At 44.4% G+C, this 26,897-nt stretch carries 24 protein-coding genes; 17 read left to right on the forward strand and 7 right to left on the reverse strand.

Annotated elements, in window-relative coordinates:
• Positions 1 to 16 precede the first annotated feature (16 nt).
• The 9 genes from murD (at position 17) to lpxC (ending at position 10,399) form a co-directional block, all read left to right on the forward strand.
• A complete protein-coding gene (murD, locus tag FE394_RS01560; protein WP_419836286.1) occupies positions 17 to 1,327 on the forward strand; it encodes a UDP-N-acetylmuramoyl-L-alanine--D-glutamate ligase in 1,311 nt (436 codons plus the stop codon).
• The gene (gene ftsW, locus FE394_RS01565) at positions 1,327 to 2,520 is read left to right on the forward strand and encodes a cell division protein FtsW (RefSeq protein ID WP_319924638.1); all 1,194 of its coding nucleotides are present in this window, start codon (positions 1,327 to 1,329) and stop codon (positions 2,518 to 2,520) included. Before murD ends, ftsW begins: the two co-directional genes overlap by 1 nt.
• Positions 2,517 to 3,608, forward strand: coding sequence for an undecaprenyldiphospho-muramoylpentapeptide beta-N-acetylglucosaminyltransferase (murG, locus tag FE394_RS01570; protein WP_319924639.1), 1,092 nt, complete (start codon positions 2,517 to 2,519; stop codon positions 3,606 to 3,608). Before ftsW ends, murG begins: the two co-directional genes overlap by 4 nt.
• 43 nt (positions 3,609 to 3,651) lie before the next feature.
• Complete coding sequence (gene murC, locus FE394_RS01575) at positions 3,652 to 5,127, forward strand: UDP-N-acetylmuramate--L-alanine ligase (RefSeq protein WP_319924640.1); 1,476 nt, start codon at positions 3,652 to 3,654, stop codon at positions 5,125 to 5,127.
• Positions 5,120 to 6,040, forward strand: coding sequence for a D-alanine--D-alanine ligase (locus FE394_RS01580; protein ID WP_319924641.1), 921 nt, complete (start codon positions 5,120 to 5,122; stop codon positions 6,038 to 6,040). The genes murC and FE394_RS01580 overlap by 8 nt, the downstream gene beginning before the upstream one ends.
• A gap of 1 nt (position 6,041) precedes the next feature.
• Positions 6,042 to 6,863: a cell division protein FtsQ gene (ftsQ, locus tag FE394_RS01585; RefSeq protein WP_319924642.1), complete on the forward strand. Its 822-nt coding sequence runs from the start codon at positions 6,042 to 6,044 to the stop codon at positions 6,861 to 6,863.
• Positions 6,864 to 6,895: 32 nt separating this feature from the next.
• Positions 6,896 to 8,152 carry a cell division protein FtsA gene (gene ftsA, locus FE394_RS01590; RefSeq protein ID WP_319924643.1) on the forward strand — a complete coding sequence of 419 codons (1,257 nt, stop codon included), beginning with the start codon at positions 6,896 to 6,898 and terminating at the stop codon, positions 8,150 to 8,152.
• Positions 8,153 to 8,218: 66 nt separating this feature from the next.
• Entirely contained in the window at positions 8,219 to 9,382 is a 1,164-nt protein-coding gene (gene ftsZ / locus FE394_RS01595) for a cell division protein FtsZ (RefSeq protein ID WP_319924644.1), read from the forward strand.
• A gap of 99 nt (positions 9,383 to 9,481) precedes the next feature.
• Positions 9,482 to 10,399: a UDP-3-O-acyl-N-acetylglucosamine deacetylase gene (gene lpxC, locus FE394_RS01600; RefSeq protein WP_319924645.1), complete on the forward strand. Its 918-nt coding sequence runs from the start codon at positions 9,482 to 9,484 to the stop codon at positions 10,397 to 10,399.
• 107 nt (positions 10,400 to 10,506) lie between these two features.
• Here lpxC and FE394_RS01605 read toward each other — a convergent pair whose 3' ends face one another.
• On the reverse strand, positions 10,507 to 11,043 hold the full coding sequence (locus FE394_RS01605; RefSeq protein WP_319924646.1) for a DUF721 domain-containing protein: 537 nt from the start codon (positions 11,041 to 11,043) through the stop codon (positions 10,507 to 10,509).
• A 36-nt stretch (positions 11,044 to 11,079) separates the two neighbouring features.
• Here FE394_RS01605 and secM point away from each other — a divergent pair, with 36 nt between their 5' ends.
• The 3 genes from secM (at position 11,080) to mutT (ending at position 15,353) form a co-directional block, all read left to right on the forward strand.
• Positions 11,080 to 11,634 carry a secA translation cis-regulator SecM gene (gene secM / locus FE394_RS01610; protein WP_319924647.1) on the forward strand — a complete coding sequence of 185 codons (555 nt, stop codon included), beginning with the start codon at positions 11,080 to 11,082 and terminating at the stop codon, positions 11,632 to 11,634.
• A 95-nt stretch (positions 11,635 to 11,729) separates the two neighbouring features.
• On the forward strand, positions 11,730 to 14,438 hold the full coding sequence (gene secA / locus FE394_RS01615) for a preprotein translocase subunit SecA (RefSeq protein ID WP_319924648.1): 2,709 nt from the start codon (positions 11,730 to 11,732) through the stop codon (positions 14,436 to 14,438).
• A 510-nt stretch (positions 14,439 to 14,948) separates the two neighbouring features.
• Positions 14,949 to 15,353: an 8-oxo-dGTP diphosphatase MutT gene (gene mutT, locus FE394_RS01620; RefSeq protein WP_319924649.1), complete on the forward strand. Its 405-nt coding sequence runs from the start codon at positions 14,949 to 14,951 to the stop codon at positions 15,351 to 15,353.
• Between the two features lie 98 nt (positions 15,354 to 15,451).
• Here mutT and yacG read toward each other — a convergent pair whose 3' ends face one another.
• From yacG to ppdD, 6 genes are all read right to left on the reverse strand, one after another.
• Positions 15,452 to 15,649, reverse strand: coding sequence for a DNA gyrase inhibitor YacG (gene yacG, locus FE394_RS01625; protein ID WP_319924650.1), 198 nt, complete (start codon positions 15,647 to 15,649; stop codon positions 15,452 to 15,454).
• Between the two features lie 95 nt (positions 15,650 to 15,744).
• Positions 15,745 to 16,503 (reverse strand): cell division protein ZapD, encoded by a 759-nt coding sequence (zapD, locus tag FE394_RS01630; RefSeq protein WP_319924651.1) that lies wholly within the window; start codon positions 16,501 to 16,503, stop codon positions 15,745 to 15,747.
• Entirely contained in the window at positions 16,503 to 17,138 is a 636-nt protein-coding gene (coaE, locus tag FE394_RS01635) for a dephospho-CoA kinase (protein WP_319924652.1), read from the reverse strand. The genes zapD and coaE overlap by 1 nt, the downstream gene beginning before the upstream one ends.
• Positions 17,139 to 17,272: 134 nt before the next feature.
• The gene (gene hofC / locus FE394_RS01640; RefSeq protein WP_319924653.1) at positions 17,273 to 18,472 is read right to left on the reverse strand and encodes a protein transport protein HofC; all 1,200 of its coding nucleotides are present in this window, start codon (positions 18,470 to 18,472) and stop codon (positions 17,273 to 17,275) included.
• Positions 18,469 to 19,980 (reverse strand): type II secretion system protein GspE, encoded by a 1,512-nt coding sequence (gene gspE / locus FE394_RS01645; protein ID WP_319924654.1) that lies wholly within the window; start codon positions 19,978 to 19,980, stop codon positions 18,469 to 18,471. The genes hofC and gspE overlap by 4 nt, the downstream gene beginning before the upstream one ends.
• Positions 19,981 to 20,037: 57 nt before the next feature.
• A complete protein-coding gene (gene ppdD / locus FE394_RS01650) occupies positions 20,038 to 20,460 on the reverse strand; it encodes a prepilin peptidase-dependent pilin (RefSeq protein WP_319924655.1) in 423 nt (140 codons plus the stop codon).
• Positions 20,461 to 20,743: 283 nt separating this feature from the next.
• Between ppdD and ampD the strand changes: the two genes are divergently transcribed.
• The 5 genes from ampD to FE394_RS01675 all read left to right on the forward strand — a co-directional run.
• Positions 20,744 to 21,286, forward strand: coding sequence for a 1,6-anhydro-N-acetylmuramyl-L-alanine amidase AmpD (gene ampD / locus FE394_RS01655; protein WP_319924656.1), 543 nt, complete (start codon positions 20,744 to 20,746; stop codon positions 21,284 to 21,286).
• A gap of 5 nt (positions 21,287 to 21,291) precedes the next feature.
• The gene (ampE, locus tag FE394_RS01660) at positions 21,292 to 22,161 is read left to right on the forward strand and encodes a beta-lactamase regulator AmpE (protein WP_319924657.1); all 870 of its coding nucleotides are present in this window, start codon (positions 21,292 to 21,294) and stop codon (positions 22,159 to 22,161) included.
• 719 nt (positions 22,162 to 22,880) lie between these two features.
• A complete protein-coding gene (pdhR, locus tag FE394_RS01665) occupies positions 22,881 to 23,645 on the forward strand; it encodes a pyruvate dehydrogenase complex transcriptional repressor PdhR (protein ID WP_319924658.1) in 765 nt (254 codons plus the stop codon).
• A 240-nt stretch (positions 23,646 to 23,885) separates the two neighbouring features.
• Positions 23,886 to 26,549, forward strand: coding sequence for a pyruvate dehydrogenase (acetyl-transferring), homodimeric type (gene aceE, locus FE394_RS01670; RefSeq protein WP_319924659.1), 2,664 nt, complete (start codon positions 23,886 to 23,888; stop codon positions 26,547 to 26,549).
• A gap of 13 nt (positions 26,550 to 26,562) precedes the next feature.
• Positions 26,563 to 26,897: biotin/lipoyl-containing protein (locus FE394_RS01675; RefSeq protein ID WP_319924660.1), on the forward strand; the 335-nt coding region annotated here is incomplete at its 3' end.

Raw genomic sequence — 26,897 nt, forward strand, 5'->3', positions numbered from 1 at the left:
CATGACTGAGAGACTCATGACGGCATACGGGAATAAAAAAATCGTTATCGTTGGACTGGGGCTGACAGGTCTCTCCTGCGTTGATTTCTTCATCGGTCGGGGTGTGATTCCACGAGTGATGGATACCCGTATTGTGCCACCGGGCAGCGATAAGCTGCCTGACGAAGTTGAGTGTCATACCGGCAGTTTAAATGTTCAGTGGTTGATGGACGCTGATTTAATTGTTGCCAGTCCGGGAATTGCACTGGCAACACCTGAATTACAGGCAGCGGCTGATGCTGGTGTTGAAATTATCGGGGATATAGAGCTGTTTTGCCGTGAAGCCACAGCCCCGATTGTTGCCATTACCGGTTCAAACGGTAAAAGCACCGTGACCACATTAGTCGGAGAGATGGCAAAAGAAGCCGGATGGCAAGTGGGTGTCGGGGGGAATATTGGCGTTCCGGCGCTGGAATTGCTGAAACGCCCATGTCAGTTGTACGTACTGGAATTGTCCAGTTTCCAACTCGAAACGACTTATAGCCTGAAAGCAGCGGCAGCGACTGTACTGAATGTAACCGAAGATCATATGGTTCGTTATCCTGATGGATTGTCTCAGTATCGTGCTGCAAAATTGCGGATTTACGATCAGGCAAGGGTCTGTGTAGTGAATGAGCAGGATGCTTTGACGTTACCGGAGGCAGGAAAAGACAGCCGCTGTATCAGTTTTGGTGTGGACAGTGGGGATTACCAACTTGATAGTGAGCATCAACAACTGGTGGTCAATCAATCGCCCGTATTAGCGACCCGTGAACTGCAACTGGCTGGGCGACATAACTACACCAATGGATTGGCCGCCTTGGCATTGGCTGATGCTGTAAATATTCCGCGTGAAGCCAGCTTTCAGGCATTACGTACTTATTCAGGATTGGAACACCGTTTTCAGGTGGTTCATATGAGAAATGGCGTTCGCTGGGTTAATGATTCTAAAGCAACAAATGTCGGCAGTACTCAAGCGGCACTGAGTGGATTAAGACTGGAAGGTACACTCTATCTTTTAATGGGGGGAGATGGCAAAGCGGCAGATTTCACCCCGTTGAAGCCCTATATATCGGGGAACAATATTCGCCTTTACTGTTTTGGTCGTGATGGGAATCAGTTGGCGCAGCTACGTCCTGAAATTTCTATGCTGACAGAGACGATGGAACAGGCGATGAGAGAAATTGCCTCCAAATTGGTTGCTGGCGACATGGTATTGCTGTCACCGTCTTGTGCGAGCTTTGACCAGTTCAATGGTTTTGAACATCGTGGTCATGTGTTTGCCCGTTTGGCAGAGGAGTTAGGTTAATGACCATTCCAGGCCTTGGTAAATTTAAAAATTGGCTGACGGGAAATGTGGAGGCCGATGCCACAGATACTGTCATGTATGATCGTACTCTGGTCTGGATGATATTGGGGATGATTGTGATCGGCTTTGTCATGGTGACATCAGCCTCAATGCCGGTTGGTCAGCGCCTCGCTAAAGATCCGTTTATCTTTGCCCAACGTGATGCGGTTTATTTGTCGCTGTGCTTTTTCTTATCGCTGATCACACTGCGCATTCCGATGGAATTCTGGCAGCGTTACAGTTACGTCATGTTGATCGGTACGATCATGATGTTGGTGGTGGTGCTGTTTGTCGGTAGCTCGGTCAACGGGGCATCGCGCTGGGTAGCGATTGGTCCATTGCGTATTCAGCCAGCGGAATTGTCGAAGTTGTCGCTTTTTTGCTACCTCTCCAGTTATCTGGTCAGAAAAGTAGAAGAAGTGAGAAATAACTTCTGGGGATTCTGCAAGCCGATGGGCGTCATGGTTGCTTTGGCTATCCTGTTGCTGGCGCAGCCAGATTTAGGAACGGTGATTGTGCTGTTTGTAACAACACTGGCACTGCTGTTTCTGGCTGGCGCTAAATTGTGGCAGTTCCTCGCTATCATTGGTTGTGGAATATTTGCTGTATGCGTACTGATTGTTGCTGAACCTTACCGTATACGCAGAGTGACCTCTTTTCTGGATCCATGGGAAGATCCTTTTGGCAGCGGTTATCAGTTAACCCAATCGCTGATGGCATTTGGTCGTGGCGATTTCTTCGGACAAGGACTGGGTAATTCAGTCCAGAAATTGGAATACCTGCCGGAAGCCCATACTGACTTTATTTTCTCAATTATTGCTGAAGAATTAGGTTATTTCGGTGTGGTTTTAGTGTTGGCAATGGTATTCTTCGTCGCTTTCCGCGCAATGATGATTGGTCGCCGGGCATTACAGCTTAATCAACGGTTTGCAGGTTTTCTGGCTTGTGCAATTGGTGTTTGGTTCAGTTTTCAGGCATTCATTAATGTTGGTGCTGCGGCAGGTATGTTGCCAACGAAAGGCCTGACATTGCCTTTGGTGAGTTACGGTGGCTCCAGTTTGATAGTGATGTCAACAGCCATCGTCTTATTATTGCGAATTGATTATGAAGTGCGTCTGACAAAAGCACAGGCGTTCGTAAGGAGCCCTAAATGAGTGGCAAAAACCGGCGTTTAATGGTGATGGCAGGTGGTACGGGCGGTCATGTATTTCCCGGACTGGCGGTTGCCCATCATTTAAAAGAGCAGGGTTGGGATATCCGCTGGTTAGGAACGGCTGATCGTATGGAAGCGGATTTAGTTCCGAAACATGGAATTGATATCGAATTTATCCAGATTTCAGGATTACGGGGCAAAGGCATAAAAGCGTTGCTTGCCGCTCCCATTAGAATTTTTAAAGCGATTCAACAGGCAAAAGCCATTATGCGTCGTTATCAGCCTGATGTTGTTCTGGGAATGGGAGGATATGTTTCCGGACCGGGAGGAATAGCAGCATGGTTGTGTGGCATTCCGGTTGTACTGCATGAACAAAATGGGATTGCAGGATTGACTAACCGCTGGTTAGCAAAAATCGCAAAAACTGTATTACAGGCATTTCCGGGGGCATTCCCTAAAGCGCCGGTTGTCGGTAATCCCGTGCGGGAAGATGTATTGGCGTTACCTGTACCGGCTCAACGTTTGACTGACCGTGAAGGCCCTGTTCGGGTATTGGTCGTCGGGGGAAGTCAGGGCGCAAGAATTCTGAACCAAACTATGCCAGAAGTGGCCGCTCGTCTGGGTGATAAAATCACATTATGGCATCAGGCAGGAAAGGGCGCACAGGAAGAAACAAATAAAAAATATGAAAATTCAGTCAAGTCTGAATTTAAAGTGACTGAATTTATTGATGATATGGCGCAGGCTTATGCGTGGGCAGATATTGTCGTGTGCCGTTCCGGTGCATTGACAGTTAGCGAAATTTCTGCCGCAGGCTTACCCGCGATTTTTGTTCCGTTCCAGCATAAAGATCGTCAGCAATATTGGAATGCTTTGCCGCTGGAAAAAGCGGGAGCTGCAACGATACTTGAACAGCCTGAATTTACGGCTGATGCAGTGGCAGAACTGTTAACGCAATGGCAACGCCCGCAATTGCTGGAAATGGCAGAAAAGGCACGCTCCGTTGCCATCATTAATGCGACCGAACGTGTGGCAGCAGCGCTAATTGATGCTGTAGAAAATCATTCAGGCCGTTCTGGTTCTAAATAGAAAGTAGAGCGGTGACGTAAACATAACGAGTGAAAATTAAAACGTGAATACACAACAGTTGGCGAAATTAAGAACTTCAGTGCCTGAGATGAGAAAAGTCAGGCATATCCACTTTGTCGGCATTGGTGGTGCCGGCATGGGTGGTATCGCCGAGGTGTTGGCTAATGAAGGTTATCAGATAAGTGGTTCTGATCTGGCACCCAATCCTGTCACACAGCAGCTGATTGCACTGGGTGCAACTATTTATTTTAATCACCGTCCGGAAAATGTGCGGGGTGCCAGCGTAGTCGTTGCATCCACGGCTATCTCCGCAGAAAACCCAGAAATTTTGGCTGCCCGTGAGGCCCGGATCCCTGTGATCCGCCGTGCCGAAATGCTGGCGGAATTAATGCGTTATCGTCACGGTATTGCCATTGCGGGAACACATGGAAAAACGACGACGACAGCAATGATTGCGGGTATTTACGCACAGGCGGGTCTTGATCCTACATTCGTGAATGGCGGACTGGTGAAGGCGGCAGGAACACATGCCCGTTTGGGCAGTAGTCGCTACTTGATTGCTGAAGCAGATGAAAGCGACGCCTCTTTCCTGCATTTACAGCCCATGATGGCAGTTATCACCAATATTGAAGCTGACCACATGGATACTTATCAGGGTGATTTTGAGAACCTGAAACAGACATTCGTTAATTTCCTGCATAACCTGCCGTTTTATGGTCGTGCTGTGATGTGTATTGATGACCCCGTTGTGAGGGAATTGATTCCACGTATTGGCCGTTATATCACGACTTACGGGTTCAGCGAGGAAGCGGACGTTCGTATTACCCATTATGAACAGAAAGGGGCGCAGGGGTTTTTCACTATCAGTCGGTATGATTTGCCGGATTTGCATGTCGTGTTAAATGCTCCCGGTCGCCACAACGCGCTGAATGCGACGGCTGCCGTGGCAGTAGCGACAGAAGAAGGTATCAGTGATGCTGATATTCTGGCATCACTGGCTGAATTTCAGGGAACAGGGCGTCGGTTTGATTTTCTGGGTGAATTTTCACTCAGGCATGTTAACAGCAAAGAAGGCAGTGTCATGCTGGTAGATGATTATGGTCATCACCCAACTGAAGTGGACGCCACAATTAAAGCAGCACGGGCAGGCTGGACGGATAAACGTATTGTTATGGTTTTTCAGCCACATCGTTATACCAGAACCCGTGATCTATATGATGATTTTGCCAATGTGTTGGGACAGGTAGATGTTCTATTGATGCTGGATGTGTATGCAGCAGGTGAAACGCCGATCCCGGGAGCAGACAGTCGTTCTTTATGCCGTACTATCCGTAGCCGTGGAAAATTAGATCCGATTTTTGTGTCAGAGCCTGAGCAAGTTTCAGTCATACTGTCACAGTTGATAGAAAACAACGACTTAATCTTAGTACAGGGTGCCGGTAATATCGGTAAAATAGCGCGCAATCTGGCTGAAACAAAATTGCAGCCATCTTTTAAAGAGGAAGAACATCATGGTTGATAAAGTTGCTGTTCTGTTGGGTGGAACTTCTGCTGAACGTGAAGTTTCATTGCAATCAGGACAAGCTGTAGTGACTGGGCTGAAAGAAGCAGGCATTAATGCCTATTCGGTCGATACAAAAGACTTTGATGTGACTAAACTCAAAGAAGAAGGATTTAGTAAAATCTTTATCGCGCTGCATGGTCGTGGTGGTGAAGATGGTACTCTGCAAGGTTTGTTAGAGTTTTTGCAGCTTCCTTACACTGGAAGTGGCGTGATGGCTTCTGCCTTGTCAATGGATAAATTACGCACAAAACAGCTATGGCAGGGAGCAAAACTACCTGTTTCTCCTTATGTCGTGATTAATTCCCAAAAATTTGAACAAGTTAGTGATTTTCAACTCAAAGAGTATGTTCAAGAATTAGGATTGCCATTAATGGTTAAACCCAATCTGGAAGGTTCCAGTGTGGGAATGACCAAAGTCAGTGACTATCCCGAACTACGTGGTGCATTGGAACTGGCATTTCAGTACGACACCGAAGTCTTGGTTGAAAAGTGGCTATTTGGCCCTGAATATACCGTGGGATTTTTGGGGGATGAAACGCTTCCTTCTATCCGCATTCAAGCGCCGGACGTATTTTATGACTACGAGGCAAAATATATTTCCAATGAAACGCAATATTTCTGCCCAAGCGGCTTGAGTGCTGAAAAAGAACAGCAATTGGCAGATATTGCTTCAAGAGCGTACAAAGCGTTGGGATGTAGTGGCTGGGGACGGGTCGATATCATGGATGACGGCAATGGTAACTTCTATCTGTTGGAAGTGAATACCTCTCCGGGCATGACCAGTCACAGTCTGGTACCTATTGCAGCGCGTCAGGCCGGACTCAGCTTTTCTCAACTCGTAGCGAGAATTTTGGAATTGGCTGATTGATATGTCACAGGCAGCCCGGAATATCCGGGAGCGAGAGCGGGAAAGTGAAACTCAGGGATCTCGTCCCAGTAATGGTTATTATCTGGCAGGGATTATCTTCTTTCTGATGGTGGTTGGCACCATCATTTGGGGAAGCTGGATAACACTGGATTGGATGAAGGACTCAAATAGATTACCGCTCTCAAAACTGGTGTTAACTGGTGAACGCCATTACACCAAGAATGATGATGTCAGGCAGACTATTTTGTCACTGGGAACTCCCGGTACATTCATGACACAGGATGTCAATGTCATTCAAGAGAAGATTGAACAATTGCCATGGATTCGGCAGGTCACTGTGCGTAAACAATGGCCTGATGAACTGAAAATACATCTGGTAGAATATGTACCTTATGTCCGTTGGAACGATACGCAAATGCTGGATGCAGAAGGTCGGGTATTCAGCTTGCCGATGGAACGCAGCGTCAATGGACAGTATCCGATGCTGTATGGCCCGGAAGGCAAAGAAAAAGAGGTATTAGAAGGGTATCGCTCAATGGCTGCGCTGCTTGCAGAACATCAAATTAAATTGAAAGCAGTGATCATGACAGCACGTAATTCTTGGCAGCTGATACTGGATAACGATATCCGGTTAGAGTTAGGAAGTCGAGATAAAATGGAGCGGATAAAACGTTTTATTGAACTTTATCCTGTGTTGCTGAAAAACACGGAGAAGCGTGTGGCTTATGTTGACTTACGTTATGACAGCGGTGCTGCAGTAGGTTGGGCTCCTTTATTAACTGATACGCCGGTTTCAAAGGCCGGGCAAGAAAACAAACAGTGACTGGTAATAATACAGAGACAGGCAGAATAACGATGATCAAATCAACGGACAGAAAATTGGTAGTTGGCCTTGAAATCGGGACAGCAAAGGTATCTGCCCTGGTTGGTGAAATTCTGCCCGATGGTATGGTTAATATTATCGGAGTAGGAAGTTGCCCATCCCGCGGCATGGATAAAGGCGGTGTCAACGATCTTGAGTCGGTCGTTAAATGCGTACAGCGTGCCATTGATCAGGCTGAACTTATGGCGGATTGCCAGATATCTTCAGTTTATCTGGCGCTTTCCGGCAAGCATATCAGTTGCCAGAACGAAATAGGTATGGTGCCGATTTCGGAAGAAGAAGTAACGCAGGACGATGTGGATAGCGTTGTCCATACGGCTAAATCGGTTCGTGTTCGTGATGAACACCGTATTTTGCATGTGATCCCACAGGAATACGCAATTGACTATCAGGAAGGGATCAAAAATCCGGTTGGGCTCTCTGGTGTGCGTATGCAGGCAAAAGTACACTTGATTACCTGTCATAACGACATGGCGAAAAATATCGTAAAAGCTGTGGAACGTTGTGGGCTGAAAGTTGATCAGCTTATTTTTGCCGGATTAGCAGCTAGCTATGCTGTGCTGACGGAAGATGAACGTGAATTGGGGGTGTGCGTCGTCGATATCGGCGGTGGCACGATGGATATTGCTGTATACACTGGCGGGGCATTGCGCCATACCAAGGTTATCCCTTACGCCGGCAATGTGGTTACCAGTGATATTGCTTATGCCTTTGGTACTCCTCCAACTGATGCGGAAACCATCAAAGTTCGTCATGGTTGCGCATTAGGCTCGATAGTCAGCAAGGATGAGAGTGTAGAAGTGCCAAGCGTAGGAGGACGACCTCCTCGTAGCTTGCAGCGCCAGACTCTGGCCGAGGTGATTGAGCCTCGTTATACCGAACTGCTGAATTTAGTGAACGATGAAATTTTGCGATTGCAGGAACAATTGCGTCAGCAGGGAGTAAAGCACCACCTGGCGGCAGGGATCGTCTTGACAGGCGGAGGAGCCCAGATTGATGGTCTGGCTGATTGTGCTCAGCGGGTTTTTCATACCCAAGTTCGCATTGGCCGCCCGCTGAACATCACTGGGCTGACAGATTATGTACAGGAGCCTTGCTACTCAACAGCAGTCGGGCTTCTGCACTATGGCAAAGAATCCCATCTTGGTGGCGATTCGAATGCTGACAAAAGAACGTCAGTGAGTGGCTGGTTTAAGAGAGTCAGCAACTGGCTGAAAAAAGAATTTTGATTTTTTATTCCGAGACTACGACAATGTCGCCGGCCTCGATATAAAGGCACAAAACGGAGAGAAATTATGTTTGAACCACTGGAATTAACCAATGACGCGGTGATTAAAGTCATCGGCGTCGGCGGCGGCGGCGGTAATGCTGTTGAGCACATGGTGCGTGAACGCATTGAAGGCGTAGACTTCTTTGCAATTAACACTGATGCTCAGGCTCTGCGTAAGACGGCTGTTGGTCAGACTATCCAGATTGGCAACGGCATTACGAAAGGATTAGGTGCTGGGGCAAACCCTGAAGTCGGTCGCACAGCTGCGGAAGAAGATCGCGAATCATTGCGCACTGCCCTGGAAGGGGCTGACATGGTATTCATCGCCGCAGGTATGGGTGGTGGTACAGGAACGGGCGCAGCACCTGTAGTCGCTGAAATTGCCAAAGAACTTGGCATACTGACTGTTGCTGTCGTTACTAAGCCGTTTAATTTCGAAGGCAAAAAGCGCATGGCCTTCGCGGAACAGGGGATCACTGAACTGTCCAAACACGTGGACTCATTGATTACCATTCCAAATGACAAACTATTGAAAGTTCTGGGACGCGGAATTTCCCTGCTGGATGCATTCGGTGCAGCCAATGACGTCCTGAAAGGGGCGGTTCAGGGGATCGCTGAACTGATCACTCGCCCAGGGCTGATGAACGTTGACTTCGCTGACGTTCGTACCGTGATGTCTGAGATGGGTTATGCCATGATGGGGTCAGGTATTGCACAAGGTGAAGATCGTGCGGAAGAAGCTGCGGAAATGGCGATTTCCAGCCCATTGCTGGAAGATATCGATCTGTCCGGCGCGCGTGGTGTTCTGGTTAACATCACCGCCGGCTTTGACCTGCGTCTGGATGAATTTGAAACGGTTGGTAATACAATCCGTGCATTCGCTTCTGACAATGCGACGGTAGTTATCGGTACGTCATTAGATCCAGATATGAACGATGAATTGCGTGTTACTGTTGTGGCAACTGGTATCGGGATGGACAAGCGTCCGGAAATTACGCTGGTAACCAACAACAAAGCACCTCAGGCAAACACAATAGATCGCCGTTACCAGCAAATGCCGGGCGGAATTCCGTCATTGTCTGATGAGAACAAAACAATCGCAAAAGTCGTTAATGATCAAAGTACGCAGACAAGCAAAGAGCCTGATTATTTGGATATCCCTGCATTTTTGCGCAAGCAGGCTGATTAATTGCTAAAAAATTGGTTTCTCCGCTTTTTGTGCTAAACTGTCCTGCCAGTCATGCTTTATAGTGATTGGCGGGATACGTAACATTGCGAGATATAAACGATGATCAAACAAAGGACATTAAAACGTGTTGTTCAGGCGACTGGCGTGGGTTTGCACACCGGTAAGAAAGTCACGCTGACAATGCGTCCAGCGCCGGCTAATACCGGGGTCATCTATCGTCGTACTGACTTGAATCCTCCGGTAGATTTTCCGGCAGATGCTAAATCTGTGCGTGATACAATGCTTTGCACCTGTCTGGTGAATGAGCATAATGTGCGGATTTCAACCGTTGAACATTTGAATGCAGCGCTGGCAGGTTTGGGGATCGATAACATTGTTATTGACGTTGATGCCCCAGAGATCCCTATTATGGATGGCAGCGCCAGTCCATTCGTTTTCTTGTTATTGGATGCCGGTATTGAAGAGCTGAATGTCGCGAAGAAATTCGTGCGCATGAAAGATACCATTCGTGTGGAAGATGGTGATAAGTGGGCAGAATTATCACCTTATCACGGTTTCAGTCTGGATTTTACCATCGACTTTAACCATCCTGCGATTGACTCCAGCACACAGCGCTATAGCCTGGACTTCTCAGCCGATTCATTTGTTCGCCAAATTAGTCGTGCGCGTACCTTCGGTTTTATGCGCGATATTGAGTACTTACAATCTCAGGGGTTGTGCCTTGGTGGCAGCTTCGATTGTGCGATTGTGGTTGATGACTACCGCGTACTTAATGAAGACGGTCTCCGTTTTGCGGATGAATTCGTCCGTCACAAAATGCTGGATGCCATTGGTGACCTGTTTATGTGTGGCTACAATATCATTGGCGCCTTTACCGCGTTTAAATCAGGCCACGCACTGAACAACAAGCTGTTGCAAGCAGTTTTAGTGCAGGAAAGCGCTTGGGAATTTGTCACATTTGAAGATGAAGCTGAAATGCCATTGGCTTTCCGTGCTCCATCATTGGTGCTGGCATAATGGCTGGTGATCAAACACAGCTAAAAATGTGTTGAGAACATACTTATGATACATCCGTGGGTTATGTTATCTATCACACTCCTTTCTCTGATGTTTTTCATTCAGCGTTAGCGCTTCTTCTTGGCTGTACTGGTACCCTCTCCGGCCAGTGCAGCCAATTGCTCCAACTTCCTTTTTAATTTTTCAGGGCTACGTTCAGCCAATGACATTAATGCTTTTGCGCTTTCATGGGTCAATTGGCGTTTCGGTAAATCCTGATTATCATTATCGGATGCTTTTATTAACGATTTTGAGAAGCTCTGTGCATTATTATCACTCTTAACCATTAATGATGGATTAATCCTGATGTCGATTGAGGATAAAGATGGTAGAATTTCGCTTCTAAGTGCAGAAAGCAGAACGGGTATTTCATAACGAAGTCGGGTCATCCAACTGGCATTTCCTGCTTCCAGTACCAGAATTTGTTTGCGATAATTAGCGACCCTGCACCACGGATGCAACTGTGCGGGAAGTAAACTGAGAACAGCACGATTGAGCTTTAATAGTGCGATGGCATGTTGTTGAATGGCTTGAAGAGGACTTTTGCCGACAATCGCCGCGTCTTCAAATAGTGTTTCCAGTGATTGTGGGCGGCTATCTCGCATAATAAAGGCAGTTCCAGTATTTATAATGAAGGATTAATGAGTATTCTAAATCTTTGGCGGCAATTTGGTAGGCGTTATTTTTGGTCTCACCTTTTACTGGGCATGGTTGCCACAGGAATTGGTGTTCCTACCGTTTTTGCCGGAGTGACAGAAAGCCTTCCACACACAAATACATCTTCCTCACAAGGAAAGCAAAACCAAGCATTCTCTTCGTTTGAGCACTTATTCCAATTACATTTGTTTCAATTAAAAAGTGCCCAGCGTCAACCCGCAAATTATTTAAATTACTGGCAGCAACATGCTGTACGTAATGTGATCCGTCAACTTTCTTTTGTTTTTTCGATTACAGAACCCGTCAGATATGAAGCAGTAAAAGAAAGTTCGCAGATTTCTTCTCCATCCATGCAACAACTGATGTTGGATACGTTGCATGCCATGCTGACACAAGCATCCGTACCATTTGATGAAACTATTTCTGATGTTTCTCTGGCGATGGTTGTTCTTCCTGATATTCATACCCCGGCACTTTGGGTCGCTCAAATTCAAGGTATCAGAGCTGGACCAATTTCTAATCATTTATTTTTGCTGTAATGATGCTGTTTTATTTTGTTCTTAACTGAATAAGACGGTTTTTTGATAAATAATTGGTTGGCTACAGCAGTAGCCTTATCTGAGATGTACTAATTATGCTGATTAAATTACTGACTAAAATTTTTGGTAGCCGTAATGACCGGACTTTACGCCGTCTGCGTAAAGTGGTTGATGTGATTAACCACATGGAACCGGATTTTGAAAAGCTTTCTGACGAAGAGCTGAAAGCCAAAACAGACCAATTCCGTGCTCGCCTGAAAGAAGGTGAATCACTGGAGAAAATTCTGCCAGAAGCCTTTGCGACCGTGCGTGAAGCCAGCAAACGTGTATTTAACATGCGTCACTTTGACGTGCAGCTACTGGGCGGAATGGTACTGAATGAGCGTTGTATTGCGGAGATGCGTACAGGTGAAGGTAAAACGCTGACAGCAACCTTGCCTGCATACCTTAATGCCTTAAGTGGCCGGGGTGTACACGTTGTTACCGTCAACGATTATCTGGCACAACGTGATGCTGAAAACAACCGACCATTGTTTGAGTTTCTTGGCCTGACTGTAGGCATTAACTTGCCGGGTATGCCAGCACCGGCAAAACGCGAAGCTTATGCCGCAGATATTACTTACGGCACCAATAACGAATATGGTTTCGACTATCTGCGTGACAACATGGCATTTAGTCCGGAAGAGCGAGTTCAACGCAAATTGCATTATGCTCTGGTGGATGAAGTGGACTCCATTCTGATCGATGAAGCCCGTACTCCATTGATTATTTCAGGGCCAGCGGAAGATAGCTCCGAACTTTACATCAAAGTGGACAAACTGATCCCGAAATTGATCCGTCAGGAAAAAGAGGACTCAGATACATTCCAAGGTGAAGGTCACTTCTCCGTTGATGAAAAAACACGTCAGGTTAACCTTACTGAACGTGGTCTGGTATTGATTGAAGAGTTGCTGGTAGATGTCAAATTGATGAATGAAGGTGAATCACTGTACTCACCGACTAATATCATGTTGATGCACCATGTGACAGCAGCGCTACGTGCTCATGCCCTGTTTACTCTCGATGTAGACTATATCGTTAAAGATGGCGAAGTCATCATTGTTGATGAACATACGGGACGTACTATGCAGGGTCGTCGCTGGTCTGATGGCTTGCATCAGGCGGTAGAGGCCAAAGAAGGTGTTGAGATTCAGAATGAGAACCAGACACTGGCTTCAATCACGTTCCAGAATTATTTCCGTATATATGAGAAATTGGCGGGGATGACGGGAACAGCCGATACTGAGGCCTTTGAATTCAGTTCTATTTATAAACTGGATACCATCGTCGTTCCAACAAACCGCCCAATGGTTCGTCAGGATTTACCTGATTTAGTGTATATGACGGAAGCCGAAAAAATTGAAGCGATCATTGAGGATATCAAAGAGCGTACAAATGGCGGGCAGCCGGTATTGGTGGGAACTATTTCGATTGAAAAATCGGAGCTCATTTCTAATGCATTGACCAAAGCTGGCATCGTGCATAACGTCTTGAACGCAAAATTCCATGCAATGGAAGCGGATATTATCGCTCAGGCGGGTCAGGCTAGCACGGTGACAATTGCAACCAACATGGCAGGACGTGGTACTGATATCGTGTTGGGCGGAAGTTGGCAGTCTGAAGTCGCTAAATTGGAAGCGCCGACCGAAGCCAAAATTGAGGAAATCAAGGCTGCATGGCAAGTGCGCCATGATGCGGTATTGGCTGCGGGTGGTTTGCATATTGTTGGTACAGAGCGCCATGAATCACGCCGTATCGACAATCAGTTACGTGGCCGTGCAGGGCGTCAAGGGGATGCGGGTTCTTCACGCTTCTATCTATCAATGGAAGACTCCCTGATGCGTATTTTTGCTTCCGATCGCGTGACAGGAATGATGCGTAAACTTGGCATGCAACCCGGCGAAGCAATCGAACATCCTTGGGTGACTAAAGCGATCGCGAATGCTCAGCGTAAAGTTGAGAGCCGTAACTTTGATATTCGTAAGCAGTTGCTGGAATATGATGATGTTGCCAATGATCAGCGCCGTGCAATTTATGCTCAGCGTAACGACTTACTTGATGTGAGTGATGTCAGTGAAACCATTGCCAGCATCCGTGAAGATGTTCTCAAGGTAACGATTGATGCTTATATCCCACCGCAATCACTGGAAGAAATGTGGGATGTTGAAGGTTTACAAGAACGTTTAGTCAACGATTTTGACTTAGTGTTGCCAATCAAAGAGTGGTTGGATAAAGAACCTGAATTGCATGAAGAAACGCTGCGTGAGCGTATTCTTGAAAAAATGATTGAAACTTGCAAACAGAAAGAAGAGATCGTTGGTGTGGAAATGATGCGTAACTTTGAAAAAGGCGTCATGCTGCAAACATTGGATACACTGTGGAAAGAGCATTTGGCAGCGATGGATTACCTGCGTCAGGGTATTCACTTGCGTGGTTATGCACAGAAAGATCCAAAGCAAGAATACAAACGTGAATCCTTTTCTATGTTTGCTAACATGCTGGAATCACTGAAATATGAAGTGATCAGTACCCTGAGCAAAGTTCAGGTCAGGATGCCGGAAGAAGTTGAAGCACTTGAGCAACAGCGCCGTGAAGAAGCAGAGCGTTTGGCGAGAAAACAGCACCTGAGTCATGAAGTTGAACAGGGTGCGTTGATGTCAGAAGCGGAGGCGCAAATGGCGAGTGGAGAGCGCAAAGTTGGTCGTAACGATCCTTGTCCATGTGGTTCTGGCAAAAAATATAAACATTGCCACGGCAGCTTATAATTAAATCTGATGTGGATAGAGCCAGTGGTAAATGTATAGTTAACTATTACCATTGGCTGGCCAGTTAAATTTAACGAACCCCCAAATCTTATTCTGGACATGTTTTTCAAGGAATGCTCTTCAAGGAATGCTCTTCAAGGAATGTTGCTTAAGAAATAGATTTGGGGGTTTTGTCAAAACAATTCCAATTCCTGCATACCACCTACGCCTTCAATATTGCTTGCCGTGACAGTGTGGCTTTAGAGCGCCCTAATTCACGATCATTAATTGTTGAACGTCATATTGCATAAACGGTTCTTCCTTAATCTCTGAAATCGTGGTTTGAATCTGAATCCATTTATAGGTTGATTTTTATACCGCTGTTGTCTGTGCTTACAGGATATGTTTTTGTAGAAAGGTAAAAGTGATTAACTATTGAATGAAATACAAATTTGCGATTTAAGCTAATTTTATTGTAGTCTGCAAGGGATAATCACTCAGGTTAAATAATCAACAGCAAGAAAAATAATTATGGAAAAAAAACATCTGCATATTGCCGCAGGCATCATTAAAGATAGCAATGATGAAATTTTTATCACTCAGCGTAGTGCTGATTCACATATGGGCGGTTTTTGGGAGTTTCCCGGAGGGAAACTTGAACGGGGAGAAACACCTGAACAAGCTCTGATTAGAGAATTAAAGGAAGAGGTTGGGATCACTGTGACGCATTGGGACTTGGTGGATACTATCCAATTTGACTTTCCTGACAGAAATATCACACTCCACTTTTTTCTGGTCGATAAATGGGAAAACGAACCGTTTGGTAAAGAAGGGCAACCTTCCCGCTGGGTTCCACAAGCAGAATTAATCGCTGATGAATTTCCGCCTGCAAACCGCAGTATTGTCGCTTTTCTGACTAAAGATGGCTCTCATTAAAAACTTGAGCCACTTTTTTGAATTAATTTATTTTTAGGTGTTGCGATCGCAGCAGTGCCCAACAAAATTGGCACGGCTGCGATATAATCTGAATAGGATTACAGGTCAGGCTCTTCACTCCAGCTATCATTTTCTGAACTGTCGTTCTGACTCGGTATTTTCTTTTCTTCGCTGGCCCATTCCCCCAAATCGATTAATTGGCAACGCTTACTGCAAAATGGACGATGTGGGCTGATTTCTCCCCAAATTACAGTATTGCCACATGTTGGGCATTCGACAGTTAATACTTCTGACATTTCAATTTCTCCTGCATGATTTGAAGGTGATACCCTTCATTTTTCAAGTTGCTGCTTTGTTAGTGACGCCGCAACTTGAAATTTATGGGTATATGTTAACAGCAGGACAATTCAAATGACAAATGGGTAGGGAGAGCACCATGCTCACTATCCATTGGCAGGAAACGGATAGCGAAACGCGTCTTGTAACCGGAAACTTGCGGATAAACCAATGTATTCAGGTCAATGTCTAATTTTAATCTCAGCAGATCTGCTTCATCAGCATTTCCTTGATGGAAACCATTGTGAGCGGTTTTAGGGATGAATATTGCTGATTGGCGTATAAGTCCCAGAATACTTTCCAATGCCTGCTGTAATGGAGCAAGGTTGTCTAACCAAGACTTGACGGTTTCATCTCTGACTGATTGTGGTAAATGTAGCCACAGGTGTAATGTCGGCAAATCAAAACTACAACATCCGCCAGGAATACTCAGTCGTTGACGAACCATGCTGATCATGCGGTCTTCTTTGATGTGTTGACCGATTCGGGGGGCCTGACTCAGGCCCATGCTCCGTTTTTTGAGTTGTTCCGACAAACTATTGATCATGACAGCATCGGCATCAGGGGAACTGAGCCATTGCTTTAATTTTGTTTGCTGGCGTTCTAGCTCTTTCAATAATTCAGAACGGACTTCACCACGTTCTAGAATTTCAATTAATTCGGCAATTGTTCGGAAAAACGCGAGGCTACTTGACTGAGAATCCAGATGGCGCTGTTTTTCCAATTGTTGTAGTGAAGACTCAATCCTCAACCATGAACGCATTTTTTCATTGAGTGGATGTTCAAAAATAATAGAGGAAATTGAATCACTCATTATAATTTTCCTGTCTGACTGATTTTGTTTGTTTCAAACGCTTCTGCTTGTTTTAGATATTGCTGATGCAATTCGAGCACATGGGGAATGATATCTTGCTCACTATCATGGTTTAAAATGACATCATCGGCCTGTTCTAGTCTGTCATGACGACTGACTTGTGCAGCCAGTATACGTTCAATTTGCTCACGACTTACGCCATCACGAGCCATTGTTCGCTCGATCTGGACTTCTGGTGGGACATCAACAACTAAAATACGGTCTGCTAAGTGCATTAAATTATTTTCAATTAGCAAAGGAACTACCCACATCGCATAGGGGGCAGTAATCTGGCTTAATTGCCGCTGTGTTTCTGTTTGGATCAATGGGTGCAAAAGTGCATTAAGCCACTGTTTTTCTGCTGGGGTGGCAAAAATTTTCTGACGTAGTAATGGGCGGTTGAGGCAGCCGTCTGATAATAGTATATCAGAGCCAAAGTGCTCTACGATTGCCTGCAATGCCGGCGTCCCTGAAGCAACAACTTCTCTGGCAATAACATCTGCATCAATAAGCGGGACGCCAAGGGATGAAAATACATTAGAAATAGTCGTCTTACCGCTACCAATTCCACCTGTGAGTGCAATAATATAAGTCATTCCATCCCTTAAAATATTTCTGATAGCAATAATTAAATTGTAACTCAAGGGAGGCTATTGAGCTATAAACAAACACGTATAATTCCAGCTTTTGCGACCATCGGGAAAAGATGATGAAATATGTAAATACCTTGTTACGTTAATATTGCACCTAATTGAAATATAGGCAGATACATGGCCAGCAATAATAAACCGACAATCAGAGCCATTATCAGCATCAATAGGGGTTCAAGTAATTGAACCAAATTATCAGCAAGATTGATGGATTTCTCCTGATACCATTTTGCCAGATTATACAAAAATAACTCTAATTCCCCTGATTCTTCACCTATCGTGACAAACTGTTGACATAGCGCGGGGAAATAATCTGCTTTTTTTAATGCTTCACTCATTGGTATCCCTTGTTGGATTTGCCTGTGCAGGCTTTTCACTCCTGCTATAAAAGCAGGATGATGAGTGGCATTCATGGCACATTCCAGTCCCATTGTTAGTGTTAACCCGGCTTTTTGTGTCATGAACAAAATGTGAAATATCTGGTTGGTCTGTTGATAAATCGTGAGTCGCTTAAAAAGAGGAAATTTCAGCAAAAGCATTTTTTCCTTTGATTGTAATATTGGAAAGCGATGACGCAACCATAGATAACAAGCAATTAATGTACATATTATTAATAGAATTAATGCCCCATAGTGAATCAAAAGATCAGAACCTAATAAAACCCACTGTGTTAATAAAGGTAAAGCAGCATCAAAAGAAGAATAGACTTGTCGGAATTCCGGTAAGACAAAAATCAACATCATAACAATGACCATCAGAGTCACAAAAGCGACTATCAAAGGATAGCGATAAGCCTTTTGAATTTTTTTCCGCAATACATCTTGCTGCTCCAGTCGATTAATAATCAATTGACAGCAGCTTTCAAGTTGACCTGTTTGTTCACCTACCGCGATAACTTGGCAGAATAAGGGAGGAAATAACTTAGGATAAAGTGCCAGTGTTGTAGAAAATGATTCTCCCTGACTGATTCTTTGAATCATATCCGTTAACACACATTTCCAGAGGTCGTGTTTACAATCTTGTAATAAGATAGCTATCCCTTTTAAAAGGGGGATACCCGATGCCAGTAATGTGCTTAACTGATGAATGAAATGTAGTCGGTAAGCAATTTCCTTTTTGCTGTAATGAATGATTTTTTTGTATTTAATGACATAAGGTTGTAGTTCAAGATAACTTAATTGTTGGAATACACTTTTTTTACTGTGTCCAATACTCTCTCCCGTGATAACTTTTCCTTTATTGCTGACCGCTTGCCATTGATAAATATATTCTATTTTCATATGATTTCATGGCCTGTAATTTGATAAATCTCTTCAAGAGTCGTTATTCCTTCCTCCACTAATGTGAGTCCTGCCGAAAAAAGAGTTGAATCCTGCTGTGTGACAAGTAAATGAGATAGAGAGTCTATTGAATGTCCTGACAGGGCTTGCTGGAGTTCAGGTTTGATTTCGAGGAATTCATAGATGGCTGTCCTGCCATAGTAACCGGAAAAACAGTGGTCACAACCCACTGCATTCCATTTATTTATTGCCAGTGTCGTCGAGTCGGTGCTGTTAATATAATTAGGAATAATGGTAATGCTGCTGTCTTGTTGGCGACAATGGTGACAGAGTTTACGGACTAATCTTTGAGCAATAATCAGCTTTACGCATGAGGCGGTGATATAGCCGGAAATTCCCAGATTTTGCAGGCGGGACAAAGTATCAATAGTAGAATTAGTATGTAGTGTCGATAAAACCAAATGGCCTGTTTGTGCGGCTTTCATTGATATTTCAGCAGTTTCATTATCACGAATTTCACCAACCATGATGATATCGGGATCTTGCCGTAATAATGCCCTGAGTATTTTGGCAAAATCGAGACCAATTTTATTATTTACAGGTGTTTGGTTGATACCATTTAAAGGGATTTCTACAGGATCTTCGACACTACAGATATTTTTTTTAGTCTGATTTAAATATTGCAGACAGCTATACAGAGTGACAGTTTTTCCGCTGCCCGTTGGGCCGGTAACTAAAATCATACCTTGTGGTAAATGGATTTTCTGCTTTAAAAGTTGTAACTGTGATTCAGGCAGGCCAAGTTGTTCCAATGATAATTGGTGTATGGTATTTAAAATACGCAGGACGACTTTTTCCCCATGTAATGTCGGTAGTGTTGATATCCGTATTGCATAGTTGTTTTTGCTGTCGTACCAATCAAACTGACCATCCTGTGGCTGGCGTTTTTCAGCAATATTGAGTTTTGCCATGATTTTTAAGCGGGCAGGAATGCTCGCATTTATTTGAGGAGGTGGAGTTTGCATCGCATGTAATATACCGTCAACTCGAATGCGTATCTGATAACCACGTTGAGACGGTTCAAAGTGAATATCAGAGGCTCTTTTTTGTATTGAAGTTAATATCGTCTGGTTAATTAACTGAATAACCGGGGTATCTATATCTTCATCGTGGATATCGTTTGTTTGTATTGCATGAGAGCTGGTATAGTTTGTATCCAGATTTTCTATACGATAAGATTCAGTGTCATCATTTTCCGCGCAGTAATTTTCTGCTGATATAAATGAATGGCTTTGTGTCAACATAGATTCTAATTTTGCTTGTGGCCAGATATCTACATTAACGATTAAACCGGAAATAAACCGCAATGCAGCGGTGAAATCTTCATTCGGTGATTGACTACAGGCAATAGTAATAGTGTGAGGATCTTTTTTAATAATAATGGCCTGATGTCGTTGGCATAGATCTTTTATTTCTCTCTCCATTAAGAGATATTCCTTGTTTTTCATTATTTATATTCCTTTAAATAGAATGGTGTCTTTTAATAAACTAATAAAAAATAATCTTTAAAACCTCACGGACTCCTGACATTTCAGTTTTAATGACTCATTTTTAGACTCACAACTCGCTTTCCACTGAGTAATGCCTGTTTTGGTATCCTGAGCAGGTCTTAAAATGACATTGAGTCCGTCGAGATTTTGTTGACCTACAATGGTTATTTCCCCATCTTTTACTGAAATGGTACTGACATAGCGACTATTGTGACCCGATGGAATGGAAGATTGACCCGAGTGACATGCTTTATAATTTTCAGTTTCAAAGCGACAAAGCTCTACTCCCGATTTATAAGGTACAATTGCTTGAAGCATATCCGTCAGTGCTGCCTTTTGGATATATCCCTGATAACTGGGGATACCAATGGCACCAAGGATAGAGACTATTGCCATAACAACCATGACTTCCATTAATGTAAACCCTTTCTGATTCATTCTTCCTCCTTAATTGGTACTTCACGAATTACAACATCAAGTTCTGGATGGATACTGACGCGAATAAGCATGGAGAAAAAGGAAGAAAATAAAATAGCCTGAGTAAAAATTATGGAATAGCCTCGAAAAAATAATTAGGTGTTACATTTATTGCAATAAAAATTTCGAGGCTGTCTGTAAATAAAGAACAGTCAGAAATATTAGTTGTTTTAAAGTGTTAACATGCGAGCCTGTTACACTTTAAATGGGACTAAACGGTGAGAACAAGCGCTGGAGTAGAAAAATGAGGCTACATGAAGGATGGATTGATACGTCAAGAAAGGTGATTTCTCCGCATTGTGATTTGCGTCCGGAGGGTGAGACTCCATCATTGCTGGTTATTCATAATATTAGCTTACCTCCCGGCAAGTTTGGTGGCCCCTATATTGATCAATTGTTTATGGGAGTACTGAATCCAAATGATGATCCTTTTTTTGATGAGATTAAACACTTGTGCGTTTCTGCTCATTGTTTAATCCGGCGTGACGGTGAGGTTGTACAGTACGTTCCTTTCGATAAAAGAGCTTGGCATGCCGGTGTTTCCTGCTACTGTGAACGTGAAAAGTGTAATGATTTTTCGATAGGCATTGAGTTGGAAGGCACGGATTATGAGGAATTCACTGCAATTCAGTATATTAAGTTGGCTGAGGTCACTGAATTGCTTATCAGTCAATATCCTGATATCCGCAAAAATATCACGGGGCACAGTGATATAGCACCGGATAGAAAAACTGACCCGGGCCCTTATTTTTCTTGGGAACATTATCGGCAACTATTGAAGGAATGAGGAAAATGACACTCTTTATTCTATTGTTAATACTGGCATGGGAACGCGTTTTTAAGATGGGTGATCATTGGCAGTTGGAACGCTATTTAGCTCCGTTTTTTGTCAGGGTAAAGTCATATTCACTATGGGGCAGTCTGGGGATTACCTTTTTGGTCGCCTTATTGACGTGGAAACTGATTGATATTTCAAGTGCGGTTGCTTTTGGTATTCCGGCAATTTTACTGAGTATCATAATTGGCCTGTTATGTATTGGTGCCGGGGAGTTACGTCATGACTATCGCGGATATCTTCAGGCAGTACGTCATGATGATCCGGAACAACAGAATAGCTATCTTGCCCGTTTAACCATGATTCAGGGTATGCTGTCTGATTCAGCATTATCAGAAACAACAAAGGAAGAACGGCTACGTGAAATACAAAATGCGTTAATCTGGATAAATTTTCGTTATTATCTCGCCCCGATTTTTTGGATGATTGTACTGGGGAAATTTGGTCCGGCCATTTTGGTTGGATATGGTTGCCTCAGAGCTTATCAGGGATGGCTGGCACAACACGCAACGGCGGTACAGCGGGCACAGTCGGGAGTTGATGGTATATTGCATTGGCTTGATTGGCTTCCGGCCCGTTTGGCTGGTATTGCTTATGCTTTATTGGGACACGGTGAGAAAGCGTTGCCTGCCTGGATCGCATCGCTCAGTGATTTTCGCACATCTCAATATAGGGTGGTCAGCCAACTGGCTCAATTTGCATTAAGTAAAGAACCGCACCTCAATTTGGTAGAGACACCTGTTGCTGCTGTTACATTAGCCAAAAAAGCAACGTTTACGATTGTGATTATCGTTGCGTTATTGACGATTTATGGGACTCTGGTCTGATATATGAAAAGCTGTGCCCTGTTTTTGTAACGTTAAATGGTTTAATAACAATATTTAATAACAATAATTGAGGGATTTTGATTTTTAAAATCCCTTTAGTTATTGCGTTGCAATACAGTGGATTTTAATTTTTTACAGATTAAAGTCGTTATCAATATAAATAACATTCCAAAATTGTAGTTCACTTCCTTACCCCTCGCTGCGCGAGGAGTAAGGAATCCTCATAATTTGAGTGTATCACTATTATGAAAACCTATTTATATGTGTCGGGATTTGGTAATAGCTGATTTGTTGATGACTATTTTATTTATCAATATTGGATTGCCTATGATGATAAAATGAGAAGCTAATTTTCATCTTTTTGTTTATATTTTTAAATTAGCTAAAACTTCATTTTTTCTCTCTATTTTTCTCTCTATGCGTTGTGCAACGTTAAATACCATCAGATTTACTGTCTAAAAAATCCTCTCTAGTTATAATTTTCTAATAAAATTTAAAATAATTTGTTAAAATTTGCAGATTTTTATGATTTGCCTCAAGGTCTTTATAGACAGCTAGTGAATACTTTGTTACTTTAAGGCCCGTATTCAGAATTGGTATTACCAATTGACTCCAGCTCTGTTAGCTAGGGCTTGCTGACTAGAACTTAGTCCACAAGGCTCAGGTCATCAGGGCATAGTCCGAAGCAACATTTACTCATTGAATGGCTTACAGCAGATATGGCCTATAGCAAGATTCGCCAACCAAAGTTATCAGATGTGATTGAGCAGCGTCTTGAACAGCTCATTCTCGAAGGCTCGCTACGCCCGGGAGAAAAACTGCTGCCTGAGCGTGAGCTAGCGAAGCAGTTTGAAGTATCACGTCCTTCATTACGCGAAGCCATTCAAAAATTGGAAGCCAAAGGCTTTCTTTTCCGTCGTCAAGGGGGAGGAACTTTCGTACAGAACAATCTGTGGCAAAGTTTCAGCGACCCACTTGTCCAACTTATTGCAGAGAATCAAGAATCCCAGTTCGATCTCCTTGAAGCGCGGCATGCTTTAGAAGGCATTGCAGCTTATTATGCGGCTCTGAGGGGAACCGATGAAGATTTCAAGCGTATTGAACAAAGCCACTTTGCTATTCAAGAAGCCCAGCAAAGTGGAGATGTCAATGCGGAATCTGATGCTGTCCTGCAATATCAGCTCGTTGTCACGGAAGCTGCCCATAACGTGGTATTACTGCATCTATTGCGCTGTATGATCCCGATGTTGGAACAAAACATCAGACGCAATTTCGAATTCATTTATACCCGCAAGGAAATGCTGGCAGCCGTTAGTGATCATAGGGCTGAGATTTTTCGCTCTATTATGGCGAGAAAACCGGAAGAAGCCCGAGAAGCTTCCCATCGCCATTTGGCTTTTATTGAAGAAGTTTTATTGGATTTGAATCGTGAACATACTCGTCGAGAGCGTTCATTGAGGCGGCTCCAGCAACATCAGGAATAAGAGTCTGTCCTTTGGGGCGTCATTGACTCATCAATTTCCCGAAAAGGGCAGATTCTAAACTTGACTGTACAGATCCTGACTGCTGCGTTTGTACAGTTCGTCAACTCTTTATCTAAGAGTTTTAGCAGCAATATATAGCAGGGCCTATCTTCCGGTCATAACAGGCTGTTCATCAAAGGGTATGACCAGAAGATAGGCTCCAACAACCATTAGAAATAGATAACAGATAAGGAATAAACCATGTCAGATATTTTGAAAAATGACGTGGATCCGATCGAAACTCGCGATTGGTTACAGGCGATCGAATCGGTCATCCGTGAAGAAGGTGTTGAGCGCGCTCAGTTCCTGATTGATCAGGTTTTGAGTGAAGCTCGTAAAGGTGGAGTTAGCGTTGCTGCAGGTGCTGCAAGTCGTAATTACATCAACACTATTCCCGTTGAGGATGAGTTTGCTTACCCTGGCAACCTGGATTTAGAGCGCCGTATCCGCTCTGCTATTCGCTGGAACGCAGTAATGACCGTTCTGCGTGCATCCAAAAAAGATCTGGAACTGGGCGGCCACATGGCTTCATTCCAGTCTTCCGCTACTGTTTATGACGTTTGCTTTAACCACTTCTTCCGCGCTCGCAATGAAAATGATGGCGGTGATTTGGTTTACTTCCAGGGTCACATTTCTCCGGGCGTTTACGCACGTGCATTCCTTGAAGGCCGTCTGACTGAAGAGCAAATGAATAACTTCCGTCAGGAAATCGGTGGCAATGGTCTGTCTTCTTATCCGCATCCAAAACTGATGCCTGACTTCTGGCAGTTCCCGACTGTTTCAATGGGTCTGGGGCCAATTTCCGCTATCTATCAGGCGAAGTTCCTGAAATATCTGGAAAATCGTGGTCTGAAAGATACCTCTAAACAAACCGTTTACGCTTTCCTGGGCGACGGTGAAATGGATGAGCCAGAATCCAAAGGTGCGATCACTATCGCAACTCGTGAAAAACTGGATAATCTGGTATTCATCATCAACTGCAACTTGCAGCGTCTGGATGGCCCGGTAACTGGTAACGGCAAAATCGTTAACGAACTGGAAGGTATCTTCGACGGCGCTGGCTGGCAGGTACTGAAAGTCCTGTGGGGCGATCGTTGGGATGAGCTGCTGCGTAAAGACACCAGCGGCAAACTGATTCAGCTGATGAACGAAACGCTGGACGGTGACTATCAGACATTCAAGTCCAAAGATGGCGCTTATGTTCGTAAGCACTTCTTCGGCCGTTACCCAGAAACTGCGGCATTGGTCAAAGACATGACTGATGACGAAATCTGGTCTCTGAATCGTGGTGGTCACGATCCTAAGAAAGTTTTCACTGCACTGAAAAAAGCGCAGGAAACCACAGGTAAACCAACTGTAATCCTGGCTCAGACCGTCAAAGGTTACGGTATGGGTGATACCGCTGAAGGCAAAAACATTGCCCATCAGGTCAAGAAAATGAACATGGAAGGCGTTCGTCAGTTCCGTGATCGTTTCAATGTGCCTGTATCCGATGATCAGATCGAAAACCTGCCATATGTCACTTTCGATAAAGATTCTGAAGAGTCCAAATACTTGCATGAGCGTCGTAACGCACTGGGTGGTTACCTGCCAAGCCGTCGCGTTAACTTCGACGACAAACTGGAAATCCCGGCTCTGGAAGATTTCAGCTCTCTGCTGGAAGAACAATCCAAAGAAATTTCTACCACTATCGCTTTTGTCCGTGCGCTGAACGTTATGCTTAAGAACAAGTCGATCAAAGATCGTCTGGTTCCAATCATTGCTGACGAAGCACGTACTTTCGGTATGGAAGGTCTGTTCCGTCAAATCGGTATCTACAGCCCGAATGGTCAGCAGTATACTCCGCAAGACCGTGAGCAGGTTGCTTACTATAAAGAAGACGCCAAAGGTCAGATCCTGCAAGAAGGTATCAACGAACTGGGTGCTGCTTCATCTTGGCTGGCTGCTGCAACTTCTTACAGCACCAACAACCTGCCAATGATCCCGTTCTACATCTACTACTCCATGTTCGGATTCCAGCGTATCGGTGATCTGTGCTGGGCGGCAGGTGACCAACAGGCTCGCGGCTTCCTGGTCGGTGGTACTTCTGGTCGTACGACTCTGAACGGTGAAGGTTTGCAGCACGAAGATGGCCATAGCCACATTCAGTCGCTGACTATCCCTAACTGTATCTCTTATGATCCAGCATTCGCTTATGAAGTTGCTGTTATCATGCATGATGGCCTGGAGCGCATGTATGGTGAGAAACAAGAGAACATCTACTACTACATCACTACCCTGAACGAAAACTACCACATGCCAGCAATGCCTGCGGGCGCAGAAGAAGGTATCCGTAAAGGTATCTACAAGCTGGAAAGCATGGAAGGCGGCAAAGGCAACGTTCAGTTGTTGGGCTCTGGTTCTATCCTGCGCCATGTTCGTGAAGCAGCGAAGATCCTGTCTGATGAATACGGTATTGGTTCTGACGTATACAGCGTAACTTCCTTCACTGAACTGGCTCGTGATGGTCAGGATTGTGAGCGTTGGAACATGCTGCACCCATCAGAAGAGCCTCGTGTTCCTTATATTGCTCAGATCATGAATGAAGCACCGGCTATTGCTTCTACTGACTACATGAAATTGTTTGCAGAACAAGTACGTAACTTTGTTCCTGCAAGTGAATTCCGTGTACTGGGTACTGACGGTTTCGGTCGTTCTGATAGCCGTGAAAACCTGCGTCACCATTTTGAAGTTGATGCTTCTTACGTGGTTGTTGCGGCTCTGGGTGAATTGGCTAAACGTGGCGAAATTGATGTGAAAGTGGTTGAAGAAGCGATCACTAAATACAACATCAATCCAGAAAAAGTTAACCCACGTCTGGCATAAGAGGTAAAGATTAATGTCTATCGAAATTAACGTACCTGATATCGGTGCAGATGAAGTTGAAGTTACCGAAATTATGGTAAAAGTAGGTGACACTGTAGAAGCAGAACAGTCACTGATCACTGTTGAAGGTGATAAGGCTTCTATGGAAGTCCCATCTCCACAGGCGGGTGTAGTTAAAGAGATCAAAATTGCGGTTGGCGATAAAGTTGAAACCGGCAAACTGATCATGATTTTTGAGTCCGCAAACGGTGCAGCAACAGCTCCTGTTCAGCAGGAAGCCGCCGCTCCGGCGGCAGCTCCGGCAGCGGCTGAAAGCAAAGAAGTCAATGTACCGGATATCGGTGGTGA

This window comes from Xenorhabdus littoralis (assembly GCF_033949345.1).
GTDB lineage: Bacteria > Pseudomonadota > Gammaproteobacteria > Enterobacterales > Enterobacteriaceae > Xenorhabdus > Xenorhabdus littoralis.